The organism is Streptomyces sp. NPDC002602, from assembly GCF_042889445.1.
Classification (GTDB): Bacteria; Actinomycetota; Actinomycetes; order Streptomycetales; family Streptomycetaceae; genus Streptomyces.
The window spans coordinates 139,550-157,924 of record NZ_JBIAQX010000006.1 but is presented as its reverse complement, the minus strand read 5'-3'; the positions used below and the strand labels follow the sequence as shown (position 1 = coordinate 157,924).

General features: G+C 69.8%; 13 protein-coding genes, 2 tRNA genes and 2 pseudogenes. 14 read left to right on the top strand and 3 right to left on the bottom strand.

Annotated features, from left to right (window positions below):
* Positions 1-9 precede the first annotated feature (9 nt).
* Positions 10-147, bottom strand: a complete 138-nt coding sequence (gene rpmH / locus ACFYW3_RS19040) for a 50S ribosomal protein L34 (RefSeq protein ID WP_008741645.1) — start codon at positions 145-147, stop codon at positions 10-12.
* 365 nt (positions 148-512) lie between these two features.
* Here rpmH and dnaA (ACFYW3_RS19035) point away from each other — a divergent pair.
* The 12 genes and pseudogenes from dnaA (ACFYW3_RS19035) to ACFYW3_RS18980 form a co-directional block, all read left to right on the top strand.
* Positions 513-1,052, top strand: a pseudogene (dnaA, locus tag ACFYW3_RS19035) (chromosomal replication initiator protein DnaA); the annotation flags it as partial.
* A gap of 135 nt (positions 1,053-1,187) precedes the next feature.
* Positions 1,188-2,318 (top strand): annotated as a pseudogene (gene dnaA / locus ACFYW3_RS19030) (chromosomal replication initiator protein DnaA); the annotation flags it as partial.
* 902 nt (positions 2,319-3,220) lie between these two features.
* Complete coding sequence (gene dnaN, locus ACFYW3_RS19025) at positions 3,221-4,351, top strand: DNA polymerase III subunit beta (protein ID WP_053683927.1); 1,131 nt, start codon at positions 3,221-3,223, stop codon at positions 4,349-4,351.
* A 178-nt stretch (positions 4,352-4,529) separates the two neighbouring features.
* Positions 4,530-5,405, top strand: coding sequence for a phosphogluconate dehydrogenase (NAD(+)-dependent, decarboxylating) (gene gnd, locus ACFYW3_RS19020; protein ID WP_053683925.1), 876 nt, complete (start codon positions 4,530-4,532; stop codon positions 5,403-5,405).
* A 101-nt stretch (positions 5,406-5,506) separates the two neighbouring features.
* Complete coding sequence (recF, locus tag ACFYW3_RS19015; RefSeq protein WP_389386828.1) at positions 5,507-6,643, top strand: DNA replication/repair protein RecF; 1,137 nt, start codon at positions 5,507-5,509, stop codon at positions 6,641-6,643.
* Complete coding sequence (locus ACFYW3_RS19010; RefSeq protein WP_389386827.1) at positions 6,640-7,215, top strand: DUF721 domain-containing protein; 576 nt, start codon at positions 6,640-6,642, stop codon at positions 7,213-7,215. Before recF ends, ACFYW3_RS19010 begins: the two co-directional genes overlap by 4 nt.
* 442 nt (positions 7,216-7,657) lie before the next feature.
* Positions 7,658-9,712, top strand: coding sequence for a DNA topoisomerase (ATP-hydrolyzing) subunit B (gyrB, locus tag ACFYW3_RS19005; protein ID WP_351749791.1), 2,055 nt, complete (start codon positions 7,658-7,660; stop codon positions 9,710-9,712).
* 41 nt (positions 9,713-9,753) lie between these two features.
* On the top strand, positions 9,754-12,366 hold the full coding sequence (gene gyrA, locus ACFYW3_RS19000) for a DNA gyrase subunit A (RefSeq protein ID WP_351749789.1): 2,613 nt from the start codon (positions 9,754-9,756) through the stop codon (positions 12,364-12,366).
* 3 nt (positions 12,367-12,369) lie between these two features.
* A complete protein-coding gene (locus ACFYW3_RS18995) occupies positions 12,370-13,002 on the top strand; it encodes a DUF3566 domain-containing protein (protein ID WP_389386826.1) in 633 nt (210 codons plus the stop codon).
* Positions 13,003-13,155: 153 nt separating this feature from the next.
* Positions 13,156-13,229, top strand: a tRNA-Ile gene (locus ACFYW3_RS18990).
* Between the two features lie 145 nt (positions 13,230-13,374).
* On the top strand, positions 13,375-13,509 hold the full coding sequence (locus ACFYW3_RS18985; protein WP_208809277.1) for a DLW-39 family protein: 135 nt from the start codon (positions 13,375-13,377) through the stop codon (positions 13,507-13,509).
* Positions 13,510-13,631: 122 nt separating this feature from the next.
* On the top strand, positions 13,632-14,945 hold the full coding sequence (locus ACFYW3_RS18980; protein ID WP_389386825.1) for a hypothetical protein: 1,314 nt from the start codon (positions 13,632-13,634) through the stop codon (positions 14,943-14,945).
* Positions 14,946-15,086: 141 nt separating this feature from the next.
* On the opposite strand, the gene ACFYW3_RS18975 is transcribed toward ACFYW3_RS18980, so the two are convergent.
* Positions 15,087-16,553 (bottom strand): protein kinase, encoded by a 1,467-nt coding sequence (locus ACFYW3_RS18975; RefSeq protein WP_389386824.1) that lies wholly within the window; start codon positions 16,551-16,553, stop codon positions 15,087-15,089.
* Between the two features lie 59 nt (positions 16,554-16,612).
* Complete coding sequence (locus tag ACFYW3_RS18970; RefSeq protein ID WP_351749781.1) at positions 16,613-17,161, bottom strand: DNA-binding protein; 549 nt, start codon at positions 17,159-17,161, stop codon at positions 16,613-16,615.
* Positions 17,162-17,321: 160 nt separating this feature from the next.
* Between ACFYW3_RS18970 and ACFYW3_RS18965 the strand changes: the two genes are divergently transcribed.
* Both ACFYW3_RS18965 and ACFYW3_RS18960 read left to right on the top strand, forming a co-directional pair.
* Positions 17,322-17,394: transfer RNA gene (locus ACFYW3_RS18965), tRNA-Ala, on the top strand.
* A 437-nt stretch (positions 17,395-17,831) separates the two neighbouring features.
* Positions 17,832-18,365: a LysM peptidoglycan-binding domain-containing protein gene (locus tag ACFYW3_RS18960; protein WP_389386823.1), complete on the top strand. Its 534-nt coding sequence runs from the start codon at positions 17,832-17,834 to the stop codon at positions 18,363-18,365.
* Positions 18,366-18,375: the final 10 nt, after the last annotated feature.

The window sequence follows — 18,375 nt, the reverse complement described above, 5'->3', positions numbered from 1 at the left end:
GCGTGTGGGTTACGCGGAAAGGGCGGCGCGGCCCTTGCCACGGCGGTTCGCGAGAATCGCGCGGCCGGCACGGGTACGCATCCGCAGGCGGAAGCCGTGGGTCTTGGCACGACGGCGGTTGTTCGGCTGGAAGGTGCGCTTGCTCACTCGGGGGCTCCAGAGAATGAATCGTTGTGGCGGGACATCGCCTGGCTGTCACCGTGCGCCCACGAAGGAGATGAAACTCGCGTGTTCGCCCGAGTGGCACCGCTACATGATCACTGTGTGTGATCTTCGCCCATCGGTAGGCAGGCGGCAGCAGCCATCGACAACTCGACCTCGTCACGGTACGCGCGGCTACGCCATCCGGTCAAACCGAGCCTCGGTGGCCCCACACTGTGCACAGGCTGTGGACAACGACTTGAACCCTACCCACCGGCCTGACTACCGTTGCCTGATCCCGGATTTTTTGTCCCGACCGTCCCAAAGAACCACACATTCGTGGGACCGGGACCTGTGAGAGAGCGTGCTCTGTGGCTGACGTACCTGCCGATCTTGCCGCAGTGTGGCCACGCGTGCTCGAGAAGCTCCTCGGAGAGGGGCAGCAAGGTATCGAGCCGAAGGACAAGCAGTGGGTCGAACGCTGCCAGCCCCTCGCGCTCGTCGCCGACACCGCCTTGCTGGCCGTCCCCAACGAATGGGGCAAGCGCGTACTCGAAGGCCGCCTCGCGCCGCTCATCAGTGACGCGCTCAGTCGCGAGTGCGGCCGCCCGATCCGGATCGCGATCACGGTGGACGACTCCGCCGGCGAGCCGGCGCCGCCCACCCCCTCCTCCCAGCAGCGCGAGTCCTACGAGCCGTACGGCGGCCAGCGTTCCGGCGGCCACACCGGTCATACGGGTCACAACGGTCCCGGGGGCCACACCGGTCCCGGCGACGACCAGTTGCCGTCCGCCCGGCCCGCCTACCCGGACTACCAGCAGCAGCGCCCCGAGCCCGGCGCCTGGCCCCGCGGCGGTCAACAGGACGACTACGGCTGGCAGCAGCCCCGTCTCGGCGGCTTCCCCGACCGCGACCCCTACGCCTCCCCCCAGCCCGGCTACCTCCAGCAGTCCGAGCCCTCGGGATACGACCAGGGTGGCTACGAGCAGCAGAAGTACGAGCAGTCCTCGTACGAGCAGCAGGACTCGCACCAGCAGCACGGGTACGAACGCCAGCAGTACGAGCAGCCGCAGCAGCGCCAGATCCCCAACCGGCCGGCGCCCTCGGCCCCGTCCGGCGGCTCCACCTCGGGCCCGCTGGAGCCGACCGCCCGCCTGAACCCCAAGTACCTCTTCGACACCTTCGTCATCGGCGCCTCCAACCGCTTCGCGCACGCCGCCGCGGTGGCCGTCGCCGAGGCGCCGGCGAAGGCGTACAACCCCCTCTTCATCTACGGGGAGTCGGGGCTGGGCAAGACGCACCTGCTGCACGCCATCGGGCACTACGCGCGGAGCCTCTATCCCGGCACCCGGGTGCGTTACGTGAGCTCCGAGGAGTTCACCAACGAGTTCATCAACTCCATCCGCGACGGCAAGGGCGACGCCTTCCGCAAGCGCTACCGCGAGATGGACATCCTGCTGGTCGACGACATCCAGTTCCTCGCGAGCAAGGAGTCGACGCAGGAGGAGTTCTTCCACACCTTCAACACGCTCCACAACGCCAACAAGCAGATCGTGCTGTCCTCCGACCGGCCGCCCAAGCAACTGGTCACCCTGGAGGACCGGCTGCGCAACCGCTTCGAGTGGGGCCTGATCACCGACGTCCAGCCGCCCGAGCTGGAGACCCGCATCGCGATCCTGCGCAAGAAGGCCGTGCAGGAGCAGCTCAACGCCCCGCCGGAGGTGCTGGAGTTCATCGCCTCCCGCATCTCGCGCAACATCCGCGAGTTGGAGGGGGCGCTGATCCGGGTCACCGCGTTCGCCAGCCTCAATCGGCAGCCGGTGGACCTGGGTCTGACGGAGGACGTCCTCAAGAACCTGATCCCGGGCGGCGAGGACAGCGCGCCCGAGATCACCGCCTCCGACATCATGGCCGCCACCGCGGACTACTTCGGGCTCACCGTCGACGACCTCTGCGGCTCCTCGCGCAGCCGGGTCCTGGTCACCGCCAGACAGATCGCCATGTACCTCTGCCGGGAGCTCACCGACCTCTCCCTCCCCAAGATCGGGGCGCAGTTCGGCGGCCGTGACCACACCACCGTCATGCACGCGGACCGCAAGATCCGCGCCCTGATGGCGGAACGACGCTCCATCTACAACCAGGTCACGGAGCTCACCAACCGCATCAAGAACGCCTGACACCGGCTCTCCGGAGCCGTGCGCGGGCCCTACGAAGGTCCCGTGAGGGCCCCTCAAACCCGTTTACAGGGCGCTCCCGGACCACAGCGGGGGCGCCCTTCTTCGTCCGCGCGCCCCTGCCCTGTTCGAATACGCCCCCTACGGAGCTCGTCATCCACAGATTGGCCGACTTTCTTCCGTCCACAGCCTGGGGACGGGTTCCGTCACCCACAATCTGTCCACAGGGGTGCAGGTTGAGGGCTCATCAGCCCAGCTCAGCAGCCTGTGGAATTGTGAGCAAGGGTCATCCACAGCCTGTGGACAAAGGAAGTGTCCACAGCACCGCGCACCTCTCTGTCCACCGCCGACCCACAGGTTCCCGCATCCTGTGCACAGGCGTGGAGGACTTCTCCACACCGTTGTCCACTGTTCGGCAACCAGGAGCCCCCCGTCACCGTCCGGAGTGAAAGCGGTCACACGGAAGTCGACGTTTGGCCTGTGGAGTACTGGGGAAAAGCTGGGGACGCACCTGTGGAGTAGTGAGGGTCATCTGGGGACGGCCTGTGCAGAACTTTTCGTTCTCCACAGAGACACCGTGTTGTCCACCGGTGTCGCCCACAGGGTGTGGGGATAAAAAACGCGGGCTGACCTGCGAAAACGGGCTTATCCACCGTTTCCACAGGCCCTACTACTACCCCCATAGAGAGTTAGCTCGGATTCGGTTTTCAAGCAGGTCCTGTGCACAACTCGGAGGACACCCGCCCCGACACCTCGCTTCCGACTTGACCGCCGGCAGCAACGAGTGTCGGCGCCGTACGTCAGACTGGTCCCCGGCATCGAGGCCTCGGTCCGTCGGGACAGCGAGCCATCGAGCCGACGACGAAGGCCGGCAGACGAGCGAGCAACAGCAGGAGGCGGTTCCGGTGAAGATCCGGGTGGAGCGCGACGTACTCGCGGAGGCGGTGGCTTGGGCGGCCCGCAGCCTCCCGGCCCGGCCGCCGGTGCCCGTTCTCGCGGGCCTGCTGCTGAAGGCCGAGGAGGGCACCCTGTCCCTCTCCGGCTTCGACTACGAGGTCTCGGCCCGCGTCTCCGTCGAGGCGGACGTCGAGGAGGACGGCACCGTCCTGGTCTCCGGTCGGCTGCTCGCCGACATCTGCCGGGCCCTGCCCAACCGTCCGGTGGAGATTTCCACAGACGGTGTACGGGCGACCGTGGTCTGTGGCTCCTCGCGATTCACACTCCACACCCTGCCTGTGGAGGAGTACCCGGCGCTGCCGCAGATGCCGACCGCGACCGGCACCGTGCCCGGCGAGGTCTTCGCCTCCGCCGCGGCCCAGGTGGCCATCGCCGCCGGCCGTGACGACACGCTGCCCGTGCTGACCGGTGTCCGCATCGAGATCGAGGGCGACCGCGTCACGCTGGCCTCCACCGACCGCTACCGCTTCGCCGTCCGCGAGTTCCTCTGGAAGCCGGAGAACCCGGACGCCTCGGCCGTGGCCCTGGTGCCCGCCAAGACGCTCCTGGACACCGCGAAGTCCCTGACCAGCGGCGACACCGTCACCCTGGCCCTGTCGGGCTCCGGCGCCGGTGAGGGCCTCATCGGCTTCGAGGGCGCGGGCCGCCGCACCACCACCCGGCTGCTCGAAGGCGACCTGCCGAAGTACCGCACGCTCTTCCCGACGGAGTTCAACTCCATCGCGGTGATCGAGACGGCGCCCTTCGTCGAGGCCGTCAAGCGCGTGGCCCTGGTCGCCGAGCGCAACACCCCGGTCCGCCTGAGCTTCGAGCAGGGCGTGCTGATCCTGGAGGCCGGTTCCTCCGACGACGCACAGGCTGTGGAGCGCGTCGACGCCAAGCTCGACGGCGACGACATCTCGATCGCCTTCAACCCGACCTTCCTGCTGGACGGTCTGAGCGCGATCGACTCGCCCGTCGCGCAGCTCAGCTTCACCACGTCGACCAAGCCGGCGCTGCTCAGCGGCCGCCCGGCGATCGACGCGGAGGCCGACGAGGCCTACAAGTACCTGATCATGCCGGTGCGCCTGTCCGGTTGAGTTCCTCCCGTCGGGCCCGGCCTCGCCACCGCGAGGCCGGGCCCGACGGCGTCCGGCGCGCGTCCGGGGCGTCCGTGGCGCCCCGGGGCGCGGCCCGGCGTAGGCTCGGATCCCGGGGCGGACCCCGGTACTCCAGGGCCCCCGGCACAGACGGCCACAACGCTTAAGGAACCACCTGATGGAGCTTGGTCTCGTCGGTCTCGGCAAGATGGGCGGCAACATGCGCGAGCGCATCCGCCGCGCAGGCCACACCGTCATCGGATACGACCGCAACCCTGACCTCGCCGATGTCCACAGCCTGCGGGAACTCGTGGACAGCCTGCAGGCCCCCCGCGTGGTGTGGGTGATGGTCCCGGCAGGTGCGGCGACGCAGTCCACCATCGACGAGCTCGGCGAGCTGCTCTCGCCCGGCGACGTCGTCGTGGACGGCGGCAACTCCCGCTGGACCGACGACGAGAAGCACGCCGAGGAGCTGAAGGCCAAGGGCATCGGCTTCGTCGACTGCGGCGTCTCCGGCGGCGTCTGGGGCCTGGCGAACGGCTACGCGCTCATGTACGGCGGCGACAAGGACCACGTCGCCGCGGTCCAGCCGGTGTTCGACGCCCTCAAGCCCGAGGGCGACTTCGGCTCCGTGCACGCGGGCAAGGTCGGCGCCGGCCACTTCGCGAAGATGGTCCACAACGGCATCGAGTACGCCATGATGCAGGCCTACGCCGAGGGCTGGGAGCTGCTGGAGGCGGTGGACTCGGTCACCGACGTCCGCGAGGTGTTCCGGTCCTGGCAGGAGGGAACGGTCATCCGTTCCTGGCTGCTGGACCTCGCCGTGAACGCGCTGGACGAGGACGAGCACCTCCAGCAGTTGCGCGGCTTCGCGGCGGACTCGGGCGAGGGCCGCTGGACGGTCGAGGCGGCCATCGACAACGCCGTGCCGCTGCCCGCGATCACCGCGTCGCTGTTCGCCCGCTTCGCGTCCCGTCAGGACGACTCCCCGCAGATGAAGATGATCGCCGCGCTGCGCAACCAGTTCGGCGGCCACGCGGTCGAGAAGGTCTAGTCGGGAAGGTCCGGCGGCCCGGTACGGCCGTGCCACCGGACCTCACCACACGACCACAGCACCACAGCGAGAAGCAGGAAGCCGGGGGAGGTCGGCGCCACATGCACGTTTCGCATCTCTCACTGGCCGACTTCCGCTCGTACGCCCGGGCCGAGGTTCCCCTCGGCCCGGGCGTCACCGCTTTCGTGGGCCCGAACGGCCAGGGCAAGACCAACCTCGTCGAGGCCATCGGCTATCTGGCCACCCTGGGCAGCCACCGCGTGTCCTCGGACGCCCCGCTGGTCCGGATGGGCGCGGAGCGGGCCGTCATCCGGGCCGCCGTCACCCAGGGCGAGCGGCAACAGCTCGTCGAACTCGAACTGAACCCGGGCCGCGCGAACCGGGCCCGGATCAACCGGTCCTCGCAGGTCAGGCCGCGGGACGTGCTGGGGATCGTCCGGACGGTGCTGTTCGCGCCCGAGGACCTGGCGCTGGTCAAGGGCGACCCCGGCGAGCGCCGCCGCTTCCTCGACGAGCTGGTCACCGCCCGTTCGCCCCGCATGGCCGCGGTCCGCTCCGACTACGAACGCGTGCTGAAGCAGCGCAACACCCTGCTCAAGTCGGCGGCCATGGCGCGCCGGCACGGCGGCCGGTCCATGGACCTGTCCACCCTCGACGTGTGGGACCAGCACCTCGCCCGCGCGGGCGCGGAACTCCTGGCCCAACGCCTCGACCTGATCTCCACCCTGCTGCCGCTGGCCGACAAGGCGTACGAGCAGCTCGCGCCCGGCGGCGGACCGCTCGGGCTGACGTACAAGTCCTCGGCCGGCGAGGCGGTGGACAGCGGCGAGGCGCGCACCCGCGAGGCCCTGTACGAGGTGGTCCTCGCGGCGCTCGCCGACGTGCGCAAGCAGGAGATCGAGCGGGGCGTGACCCTGGTGGGGCCGCACCGCGACGACGTGCTGCTGCGGCTCGGTGAACTGCCGGCGAGGGGCTACGCGAGCCACGGCGAGTCCTGGTCGTACGCGCTGGCGCTGCGCCTGGCCTCGTACGAGCTGCTGCGCTCCGAGGGCAGCGAGCCGGTGCTGATCCTCGACGACGTGTTCGCGGAGCTGGACAGCAGGCGCCGGGAGCGGCTGGCCGAACTGGTGTCCCCGGGGGAACAGGTCCTGGTGACCGCGGCCGTGGACGACGACGTCCCGGGGGTGCTGGCGGGGACGCGGTTCGGGGTGTCCGGCGGTGAGGTGACCCGACTGTGAGTGATCACGAGAAGAGCCCCGGAGGGAAGAGTCCCGGGGAGAAGCGACCGGAGCAGGGGCAGCCGGAGCGCAAGGCCCCGGAACCCTCCGGGGTGGACCTGGCGCGCCAGGCGCTGGCGGCGGCGCGCGAACAGGCGCGGGCCCGCGGCAACGCGGCGACGGGAAAGAACCGTCGGCAGCAGCCGGGCCTGCGGTCCGGCGCCCGCGCCGACGGCAGGGACCCGATGCCGTTGATGGCCGCGTTGGACCGGCTGCGCACGGAACGCGGCTGGGAGATGCCGATGGCGGTGGCGGGCGTCATGGAGCGCTGGTCGGAGATCGTCGGCCCGGATATCGCCGCGCACTGTGAACCGGAACGGTACGAAGACCGTGAGCTTCATGTGCGGTGTGATTCCTCGGCGTGGGCGGCACAGCTGAAACTGCTGGCTCCGCAGCTCGTGGCGCGGCTGAACGCCGAGCTGGGGCAGGGCACGGTACGGATGATCAAGGTGTCGGGTCCGGGTGGCCGGCCGAAGAGCCACGGGCCCTGGCGCGCGCCGGGCAGTACGGGGCCGGGCGACACCTACGGGTGAGCGGCGGTCGCCCCGGGCAGGGAGCGGCGGACCGCCCGGGAGTGCCGGGCGGTGACCCCGCGGCGCCCGACCGCGCACGGTGATCACGGCGCGGAGACGGTCCGGCGACGGGCGGGTTTCGGCCGGGTCGGGGCGGGTCCGCGAACGACCCCGCGGGCGCTTCCGCGGGTGGTGTCCCTCACCGTAGCGAGAGGTTGACAGGCCGAAGCGCTCAATGCCCGTGTGAGCCTCTTTGAGCCCCTCCCCGGATATGGGGAGTCGGAGAGAGGAGGTTCAGGGCGGCACATGCGGACTCAGGTACCCGCAAACCCCCATTCAGGTCCGTGGTACCGGTAGACTGAACCGAATCCCGCCCGCTTGCGGGATCCCGCTGACAAACGCTGACAACGCAGATCGACGCAGCCGCTCCTGCTTGCATGCCTGCTGGCCCGGAGTTCGGCCTGTGCTGTGCCAGAAAGGGCGCTTCGTGGCCGATTCCGGCAACCCCAACGACAACCAGTCCACAGCCGGCGACAACGGTGAGCCCGTTGCGTACACCGGCAATCAGATCCAGGTCCTCGAGGGCCTGGACGCGGTCCGCAAGCGGCCCGGCATGTACATCGGTTCGACCGGTGAGCGTGGTCTCCACCACCTCGTCCAGGAAGTCGTCGACAACTCGGTCGACGAGGCCATGGCCGGGCACGCGGACACCATCGACGTCACGATCCTCGCCGACGGCGGTGTACGCGTCGTCGACAACGGTCGCGGCATCCCCGTCGACATCGTGCCGTCCGAGGGGAAGCCGGCCGTCGAGGTCGTCCTCACCGTGCTGCACGCGGGCGGCAAGTTCGGCGGCGGCGGCTACGCCGTTTCCGGTGGTCTGCACGGCGTGGGCGTCTCCGTCGTGAACGCGCTGTCGACGAAGGTCTCGGTCGAGGTCAAGCGTGACGGCTACCGCTGGACCCAGGACTACAAGCTGGGCGTGCCGACGGCCCCGCTCGCGAAGAACGAGGAGACCGCCGACTCGGGCACCACGGTCACCTTCTGGGCCGACCCCGACGTCTTCGAGACCACCGAGTACTCCTTCGAGACGCTCTCCCGGCGCTTCCAGGAGATGGCCTTCCTCAACAAGGGCCTGACCCTGTCGCTGACCGACGAGCGCGAGTCCGCGAAGGCGACCGTCGGCGCCGACTCCGCCGAGGAGTCCGACGACGACCAGGCGCGCACGGTGAAGTACTACTACGAGGGCGGCATCGTCGACTTCGTGAAGTACCTCAACTCGCGCAAGGGCGAGATGATCCACCCGACCGTCATCGACGTCGAGGCCGAGGACAAGGAGCGCCTCCTCTCGGTCGAGATCGCGATGCAGTGGAACTCGCAGTACACCGAGGGCGTCTACTCCTTCGCGAACACGATCCACACCCACGAGGGCGGTACGCACGAGGAGGGCTTCCGTGCGGCCCTGACGGGTCTGGTGAACCGTTACGCGCGCGAGAAGAAGCTGCTCCGCGAGAAGGACGACAACCTCGCCGGCGAGGACATCCGCGAGGGTCTGACGGCGATCATCTCGGTCAAGCTGGGCGAGCCCCAGTTCGAGGGCCAGACGAAGACCAAGCTGGGCAACACGGAGGCCAAGACCTTCGTGCAGAAGGTCGTCCACGAGCACCTCAACGACTGGTTCGACCGCAACCCGGTCGAGGCCGCGGACATCATCCGCAAGTCGATCCAGGCCGCCACGGCCCGCGTCGCCGCCCGCAAGGCCCGCGACCTCACCCGTCGCAAGGGTCTGCTGGAGTCGGCCTCGCTGCCGGGCAAGCTGTCCGACTGCCAGTCCAACGACCCGACCAAGTGCGAGATCTTCATCGTCGAGGGCGACTCGGCCGGTGGTTCCGCGAAGTCCGGCCGCAACCCGATGTACCAGGCCATCCTGCCGATCCGAGGCAAGATCCTGAACGTCGAGAAGGCCCGTATCGACAAGATCCTCCAGAACACCGAGGTCCAGGCGCTGATCAGTGCCTTCGGTACCGGTGTGCACGAGGACTTCGACATCGAGAAGCTCCGCTATCACAAGATCATCCTGATGGCGGACGCCGACGTCGACGGCCAGCACATCAACACCCTGCTGCTGACCTTCCTGTTCCGCTTCATGCGGCCGCTGGTCGAGGCCGGGCACGTCTACCTCTCGCGCCCCCCGCTGTACAAGATCAAGTGGGGTCGCGACGACTTCGAGTACGCGTACTCGGACCGCGAGCGCGACGCCCTGGTCGAACTCGGCAAGGGGCAGGGCAAGCGGATCAGGGAAGACTCGATCCAGCGCTTCAAGGGTCTGGGCGAGATGAACGCCGAGGAACTGCGCGTCACCACCATGGACGTGGACCACCGCGTCCTCGGCCAGGTCACCCTGGACGACGCCGCGCAGGCGGACGACCTCTTCTCGGTGCTCATGGGCGAGGACGTCGAGGCCCGACGCTCCTTCATCCAGCGCAACGCCAAGGACGTTCGGTTCCTCGACATCTGAGTCGGCCTCCGCTGACCGCCTGAAAGGACTTCTGACCAGCAATGGCCGATGAAACCACCCCCACCGCCGAGAATCCCGCGGCGGAGCCGCCGCAGATGCGGATCGAGCCCGTCGGGCTCGAGACGGAGATGCAGCGCTCCTACCTCGACTACGCGATGTCCGTCATCGTCTCCCGCGCCCTGCCCGACGTACGGGACGGCCTCAAGCCGGTCCACCGTCGTGTGCTGTACGCGATGTACGACGGCGGCTACCGGCCCGAGAAGGGCTTCTACAAGTGCGCCCGCGTCGTCGGTGACGTCATGGGCACGTACCACCCGCACGGCGACAGCTCGATCTACGACGCCCTGGTCCGGCTGGCCCAGCCGTGGTCGATGCGCATGCCGCTCGTGGACTCCAACGGCAACTTCGGCTCCCCGGGCAACGACCCGGCCGCCGCGATGCGCTACACCGAGTGCAAGCTGATGCCGCTGGCCATGGAGATGCTCCGGGACATCGACGAGGAGACCGTCGACTTCCAGGACAACTACGACGGCCGCAACCAGGAGCCGACGGTCCTGCCGGCGCGCTTCCCGAACCTCCTGGTCAACGGCTCGGCCGGCATCGCCGTCGGCATGGCCACCAACATCCCGCCGCACAACCTGCGCGAGGTCGCCGCCGGTGCCCAGTGGGCACTGGAGCACCCCGAGGCCTCCCACGAGGAGCTCCAGGACGCGCTCGTCGAGCGGATCAAGGGCCCGGACTTCCCGTCGGGCGCCCTCGTCGTGGGCCGCAAGGGCATCGAGGAGGCGTACCGGACCGGGCGCGGCTCCATCACGATGCGCGCGGTGGTCGAGGTCGAGGAGATCCAGAACCGCCAGTGCCTGGTGGTCACGGAGCTTCCGTACCAGACCAACCCCGACAACCTGGCGCAGAAGATCGCCGACCTGGTGAAGGACGGCAAGGTCGGCGGCATCGCCGACGTCCGCGACGAGACCTCCTCGCGGACCGGCCAGCGCCTGGTGATCGTCCTCAAGCGCGACGCCGTCGCCAAGGTCGTGCTGAACAACCTGTACAAGCACACCGACCTCCAGTCGAACTTCAGCGCCAACATGCTGGCGCTCGTCGACGGAGTGCCGCGCACCCTGTCGATCGACGCGTTCATCCGCCACTGGGTGACGCACCAGATCGAGGTCATCGTCCGGCGCACGCGCTTCCGCCTGCGCAAGGCGGAGGAGCGCGCCCACATCCTGCGCGGTCTGCTCAAGGCGCTGGACGCGATCGACGAGGTCATCGCCCTCATCCGGCGCAGCAACACGGTCGAGATCGCCCGTGAGGGCCTGATGGGCCTGCTGTCGATCGACGAGATCCAGGCGAACGCCATCCTGGAGATGCAGCTCCGCCGCCTCGCGGCCCTGGAGCGGCAGAAGATCGTCGCCGAGCACGACGAACTCCAGGCCAAGATCAACGAGTACAACGCGATCCTGGCCTCCGAGGAGCGTCAGCGTCAGATCGTCAGCGAGGAACTGGCGGCGATCGTCGAGAAGTTCGGCGACGACCGACGCTCCAAGCTGGTCCCCTTCGACGGCGACATGTCCATGGAGGACCTGATCGCCGAAGAGGACATCGTCGTCACGATCACCCACGGCGGCTACGTCAAGCGGACCAAGACCGAGGACTACCGCTCGCAGAAGCGCGGCGGCAAGGGCGTGCGCGGCACGAAGCTGAAGCAGGACGACCTGGTCGACCACTTCTTCGTGTCCACCACGCACCACTGGCTGCTGTTCTTCACGAACAAGGGCCGCGTCTACCGCTCGAAGGCGTACGAACTCCCGGACGCCGGCCGTGACGCGCGCGGGCAGCACGTGGCGAACCTGCTGGCCTTCCAGCCGGACGAGAAGATCGCCCAGATCCTCGCGATCCGCGACTACGAGGCGGCGCCCTACCTGATCCTGGCCACCAAGGGCGGCCTGGTGAAGAAGACGGCCCTCAAGGACTACGACTCGCCCCGTTCGGGTGGTGTAATCGCCATCAACCTCCGCGAGACGGAGGACGGCAGCGACGACGAGCTCATCGGCGCGGAGCTGGTGTCCGCGGACGACGACCTCCTGCTCATCAGCAAGAAGGCGCAGTCGATCCGTTTCACCGCGACGGACGACTCGTTGCGTCCCATGGGACGTGCGACGTCCGGCGTGAAGGGCATGAGTTTCCGAGGCGGGGACGAACTGCTCTCGATGAGCGTGGTGCGGCCGGGTACGTTCGTCTTCACCGCGACGGACGGCGGCTACGCCAAGCGGACGGCAGTGGACGAGTACCGCGTCCAGGGTCGTGGTGGACTGGGCATCAAGGCGGCGAAGATCGTGGAGGATCGCGGTTCGCTCGTCGGCGCGCTGGTGGTCGACGAAACGGACGAGATTCTCGCCATCACGCTCAGCGGTGGTGTGATTCGTACGCGAGTCAACGAAGTCAGGGAGACCGGCCGTGACACCATGGGCGTCCAGCTGATCAACCTGGGTAAGCGCGACGCCGTGGTCGGCATCGCGCGCAACGCGGAGGCCGGTCAGGAAGCTGACGAGGTCGACGAGATCGAGAACGAGATCGGGACCGAGGCGGCCGACGGACAGGCCGCCGAGGCCGCCGAGGGCACGCAGCCCTCGGCTGGGGAGCACGAGGAGTAAGTCGTGAGTGGAGCCGCGGGCGCCGGACCGGCCAAGACTGGAGCGAACGGTGCCCGTGGCCCCGCCGCGGACTCCCAGGGGGGAACCGTGACGGATACCCGAGGATCGCAGCCGAAGTCGCCGACCGACGCCGGTCAGAACCGGGGCGGTCAGCCCTACCAGCCCCCGCAGGCCTACTCGGCGCCCTCGGGCCCGGGGGCGGCGCGCGGGAGCCAGGCCGGGGACACGCAGCGCCGGCCGCGCACCGGGGCCCGTACGGCGCCCCGGACGCGCAAGGCGCGACTGCGGGTGGCCAAGGCCGACCCGTGGTCGGTGATGAAGGTCAGCTTCCTCCTGTCGATCGCGCTGGGCGTCTGCACGGTCGTCGCGTCGGTGGTGCTGTGGATGGTCATGGACGCGATGGGCGTCTTCTCGACCGTCGGCGGCACGATCAGCGAGGCGACCGGATCGAACGAGAGCAACGGGTTCGACCTCCAGTCGTTCCTCTCGCTGCCTCGCGTGCTGATCTTCAGCTCGGTGATCGCGGTCATCGACGTGGTGCTCATGACGGCGCTGGCGACGCTCGGCTCGTTCATCTACAACCTGTCGGCGGGCTTCGTCGGAGGCGTCGAGCTGACGCTGGCCGAGGACGAGTGACCGACCGGTTCGAGGGCCGGCTCACCGGCTGACTGACCTGCGGGGACGCCGTCGTGGCGTCCCCCGGGTCGACCTCCGGAGAGCCCCCGGGAACGGATTTTGGACCTACCGGGTGTGTGCGCTAACCTTCAGGAGTCAGCGCGCAGCGCGGATGGGGCTATAGCTCAGTTGGTTAGAGCGCATCCCTGATAAGGATGAGGCCACAGGTTCAAATCCTGTTAGCCCCACAGTGTCGAAGACCCCCAGGCCCCCGGCCTGGGGGTCTTTGTCGTTGGGCCAGTTGAGGGGTTCCCAGATAACCGATCGGTATCGGTCGGTGTGTATTGTTGGGCGCCAGAAGTCCCCAACGTCAACGAAAGACGAGGTCGCGCGGTGAAGAAGCTGCTCCTGGTCGCACTGGCCGCCATCGGCGGGCTCCTCGTGTACCGCCAGATCCAGGCGGACCGTGCCGAGCAGGACCTGTGGACGGAGGCAACCGACTCCGTGCCTTCTGGTTCTGGCGTGTGAGACCCACGATTGATCCCATGAAGCCCCGGCTGCCGCTGCTGCCGGGGCTTTGTGCTGTTCTGTGACGAAAACTTGCAGTATGCAAAGATTTGGCTTGCGCTAGCAAACTCGGGGTGCGTGTGATGGATCGGGGACGTCAGGTACGCAGCGTCGTGCTGGCGGGGATCACCGGGCTGGGGCTCGTGACGGCGCTGCCGGGGGTCGCGTGGGCGGCGGGCCCGGCGCCGCGGCCGGTGCCGACGTACCGCGCGGCGGACGGGGCCGAGCAGGTCGAGGGCAAGCCCTCCTCCGCGGACACCCCGCCGCTGGAGATCGGGACGGTGTACGGGGACACCATCGGCCCGGAGGAACGCTTCTACCAACTCCGGCTCGACGCCACGTCCGACGTGTACGTCTCCGCGGTCGTCCGCCCGCCCGCCGGCGCCAAGGTCGGCTACGGCGACGGCATCGAGGTAGAGATCATCTCCGGCGCGGGGACCCGCTGTCCCGGCTACGCGCGGGCCGGCTTCGGCTACGACCCCGTTCCGGTGAGCGCGGCGGCCGTCCGGCGGGTCAAGGAGGACGGCGAGTGCCAGGCCGCCGCCACCTACTACGCGAAGGTCACGCGCACCGCGGCCAAGGACTCCGACCGGGGACGCTGGCCGGTCGAACTCCTCGTCCTGCGCGAGCCGGCCCTCGGCGGCGCCTCCCCCACCGTCGCGCCCAGCGTCTGGCCCTCGGCCTCTCCGACCCTGCCCGGCGGTGCCTCGCTCGCCCGGACCGGCGGCACCGGCTTCAACGACGCGCGCGCCCTCGGGACGGGGGTGTGGCGCGACGACCTGAGGCCCGGACAGACCCGGTACTACCGCGTCCCGCTGGACTGGGGCCGGCAGTTGGGGATCGGCGCGGAGATCGCGGCCGCCAGGATGACGAAGGAGTACGGCACGGCGTCCAACGGCCTCACGGTCTCGGTCTACAGCCCCTACCGGGCGCTGGTCGACTCCAAGGACGCCTCCTACGACGGCAAGCAGGCCGGGGTCACGCTGCCCAAGACGGCTCCGGTGGCGTACGAGAACCGTTTCTCCGACGACGCCGAGGTGCGCGGGACGCGGGTGGCCGGCTGGTACTACGTCGCCGTGACGCTGGGCGGGAAGGTCGGGGAGTTCACCGAGGACGCGGTACCGGTGCCGCTGACGCTGCGGATGGACGTCCTCGGCACCCCCGAGAAGGCGCCCGCGTACCGGGAGAGCCTGAGCGCGGCCGGGTTCGGGGTGGACGCCGCCGACCGCACCGCCGCCAAGGAGGGACTCACCGGGCCGGAGGCCGCCGCGGCCGAGGACACCCGCTCGGTGATGCGGGCAGTGGCCACCGGCGGCTTCGGGGCGGGGACGGCACTGCTGCTCGTGCTCGGGGGATGGATCCTGCTGTCCCGGCGGGGCGGGGCGGGACGCTCGTAGCTCCGGGGCGCCTCGGATGGACGGTCGCCTGGACGCGGTGGGTCGGACGCGGGTCGGTCGCATGCGGGTCGCGGCCGGTCGTGGGTGGGTCGGTCGTGGGTGGGTCGGTCGTGGGTCGGTCGTGGGTGGGTCGGACGTGGGTCAGGCGTGGGTCAGCGCCCAGACGCCCACCGCGAAGCAGAGGAGCGCGGCGGCGAGGATCCCGGCCGTGACCTTCGCCGGGGGCGGGGGGATCCGGAAGGCGCGGGGCGCCGCCGACACGGGCGTGGTCGGGCCGGGGAGTACGGCCGGCCCGGTCGGTGAGGCTGCTGCGGACTGGGCGGACTGGGCGGACTGGGCGGACTGGGCGGGCTGCGGCGGTGCCTCGGCGCCGAGCGGGGTGATGACCGGCTCGGGTGCGGCCGGCGGGGGCAGGTGGAAGCTGCCCGTCTCGGAGGGGCCGTACGCCGTCGGGGGCGGCCCGAACGCGTCGAGGGGCGCGGGCGGCGCGGCGTACGCGGCGGGGGCGGACGTCGGGATGGGCGGGGACGTCGGGATGGGTGTGGGCGTCGGGGTGTGGACGGGTGCGGGCGCGCCCGACGACGGGGTCCGGTCCGCGGGTGGGAGCGGGGGTGGGAGCGGTGCCACGGCGCCCGCGCGCGGGTCCGTCGGGGCGGTCCCACCAGGCCCCGGGCGCGCGGGCGGGACCCCGGCGGCGGTGGGGCCCTCGGGGATCACCGAGCCGGTTTTCCGCGGGCCCTCGGGATCGAAACCGGCGGGGAGCGGGCCGAGTTGGTCGAACACCTCCACCGGTTCCTCGTCCGGTGCGGCGGGCGGAAGCAGTTCCACGGCCTCGGCAAGGGCCTTGCGGGCCCCTGTGGCGGTTCTGAACCGGCTCTGGGGGTCTGGTTGGAGGAGGTTCGCGATGACGTCCCACAGGGGCGCGGGGACGCCTTCGGGGGCATCGGGGGTGCCGTGCGCCAGGAAGCGCTCCACCAGCGCCTGGGCATCGGGCTTGCGCCCCTGGAGCAGGTACAGGGCGACCAGGCCGGTGGCGAAGAAGTCGGCGGGGAAGTCGGGCTCCGCGCCGAGGAGTTGCTCGGGGGCGACGTAACCCGGCGTACCCACGACGTAGTTGGTCTCGGTGAGCCGCGGCTCACCCTTGCGCATGGAGATGCCGAAGTCGGACAGCCGCAGGTGCGGCCGCCCGGTTCCGGTGGCCGCCATCAGTATGTTGGCCGGTTTGATGTCGCGGTGGACGACGCCCTCCGCGTGGACCGCCGCCAAGCCCGCCAGGAGCTGGTCGAGCAGCGTGCACACGAACCGGGGCGGCAGGGGGCCGTAGTCCCCGATCACGTGGGCGAGTGAACCCCCGGCGACCAGGTCCATGGTGAACAGGACCTTGTCGTCGTCCGCCGCCCAACTGGCCGGAGCGAGCACGTGCGGATGATCGATCCGCAGGGCCTGCTCACGCACGAACCGCAGCAGGGTGTGGGCGTCACTCTGCATGAGGACCTTCGCGGCGACGTACCGACGACGGCGGTGGTCCCAGGCGCGCCAGACGGCGCCCGCTCCACCCCGACCGATCGGGTCGATCAGCTCGTACCGGCCCGCGAAGACCTCACCCATCGCTGTGCCCGTCCCCCGTCGTCCTCGGCCCGTTGTCAGTCGTCGTCGTCCGTCGTGACTCAGTTCTGGTGCGACTCGTAGTGCGCCACCGCGTCGGCGGTGCGACCCGCTCCGTACACCCGGAGGAACTCTGCCAGTTCCGGATGGCTGGGGGCGAGGGTCTCCGCCGCGTCGATGATGTCCCCGGCCGCCGAGACCGAGCGCAGCAGCGACTGGATCTCACGGACGACCCGCTTGACGGTGGGCGCGCCCGAACTGGATGCCGTCTGACCGCTGTTGCTGAGGACGGATCCCCCCTGGGTCTTCTTGATCTCGTCCATCCGGTCGGTGGCCTCCCCCGCGCTGACGCTTCCGTCGGCCACCTGACCGGCGAGATCCTGCAGTGCCTGGACCCGCTGGACCACGGCCGGATTGCCGATCTTGGCGCGCTGGCCGCTCATCAGTTGGGACAGCATCGGCGCCGAAAGCCCGAGGACGGCAGCGAGGCGAGCCTGGTTCAAGCCGAGGTCATCTATGAGCCGGCGGAAGAGCGCCCCCAACGGCTCCCCGTACCAACTGCGCTGGAGCTCTCTGGCTCTGGCCGTGGCCTCTTGCTGTACAGCGTCCACTCTTACTACTCCCCTTCGCTGGTGCGAACCTCGCGAGCATCTTACGGAGAGTGGTCGCGGGGCGGGAGTCCCTATCATTTTGCGGGATGAGGGGGTACACCCGGTACTCTGTTCTGCGGAACGACCACTCCTTCTCCGGGAGCGGCCGTGTCCACTTTTCGGGGCCTTAGCTCAGTTGGTAGAGCGCTGCCTTTGCAAGGCAGATGTCAGGAGTTCGAATCTCCTAGGCTCCACACCCTTAAGACCTCCCTGACCTGCGGAAACGCTTGTCAGGGAGGTCTTTTTCGTGCCCGCGACGGGGTGCGGTTCCTCGTGGGGGGTGTGGGGCGGGGGTTCTCAGGAGGGGGCGGTCAAGGTGAGGCCGTGAGGCGGAGGGCCGCGCCGGTGGCGAAGGGGCGGGTGGCAGCCGCCGAGGAGATCGGGGACAGGGGCAAGAGGACGATCGTGGTGATCGTCGACGCCCGGGAGAAGGCCGGCTTGCCCGAGCGGCGGCGGACCCCCCTCACACCCTCGCTCGCCGCGCACGTCGGCAGGGCCGGGAACTCCCGGGAACGTCCGGCCCGCGGAGTCGCCCGGACGGGTCAGTCACCCGGCCGGTCGGCGTCGGGTGACCGAGAGTGGAGGGAGGCACCGTGCCAGGGGGCGACACCACGCCGGAGGCGTACACACCATGGGAATCTTCGACTTCCTGAAGTCCGACAAGAAGAAGGCGCACGACGCCGCCGAGACGGCGAAGGAGCAGGTGGAGCAGCAGGCGGCGGCGAAGCCCGCCACCCCGGACGCGCCCAACGACCTCGGCGGTAAGTACACCGACGCCGCCGCGGCCACCAAGGCGGCCGCCGACCGGATGGCCGCCGCCGCTCCCCCGAAGCCCGCGCCGGCTCCCCCGAGGCCCGCCGCCGCTCCGCCGAAGTCCGCGCCGGCTCCGCCGAGGCCGCCCGCGCCGGGGCCGGTGGCGCACCACACGCCCACCCCCGCGTCCGCCGCGCACAAGGCGGTTCCGGCGGCGCCGGTGCCGAAGCCGGCGCCCGTCGCGAAGAAGCGCACGTACACCGTCAAGTCCGGCGACTCGTTGTCCGCGATCGCCCGCCGCGAGCTCGGCAACGAGGCCCGTTGGCGCGAGCTCTACGCCATGAACCGGGGAGTCGTCGGCTCCAACCCCGACCTGATCCACCCGGGGACGGTGCTCACCCTCCCCAACTGACCGCGGGGCG

Bases quoted from the DNA above. Each gene is read 5' to 3' on its own strand.
- gyrA (WP_351749789.1), top strand. From the start codon at position 9,754: ATGGCCGATGAAACCACCCCCACCGCCGAGAATCCCGCGGCGGAGCCG.
- ACFYW3_RS18975 (WP_389386824.1), bottom strand. From the start codon at position 16,553: ATGGGTGAGGTCTTCGCGGGCCGGTACGAGCTGATCGACCCGATCGGT.
- gnd (WP_053683925.1), top strand. From the start codon at position 4,530: ATGGAGCTTGGTCTCGTCGGTCTCGGCAAGATGGGCGGCAACATGCGC.
- ACFYW3_RS18980 (WP_389386825.1), top strand. From the start codon at position 13,632: ATGGATCGGGGACGTCAGGTACGCAGCGTCGTGCTGGCGGGGATCACC.
- ACFYW3_RS18960 (WP_389386823.1), top strand. From the start codon at position 17,832: ATGGGAATCTTCGACTTCCTGAAGTCCGACAAGAAGAAGGCGCACGAC.
- recF (WP_389386828.1), top strand. From the start codon at position 5,507: ATGCACGTTTCGCATCTCTCACTGGCCGACTTCCGCTCGTACGCCCGG.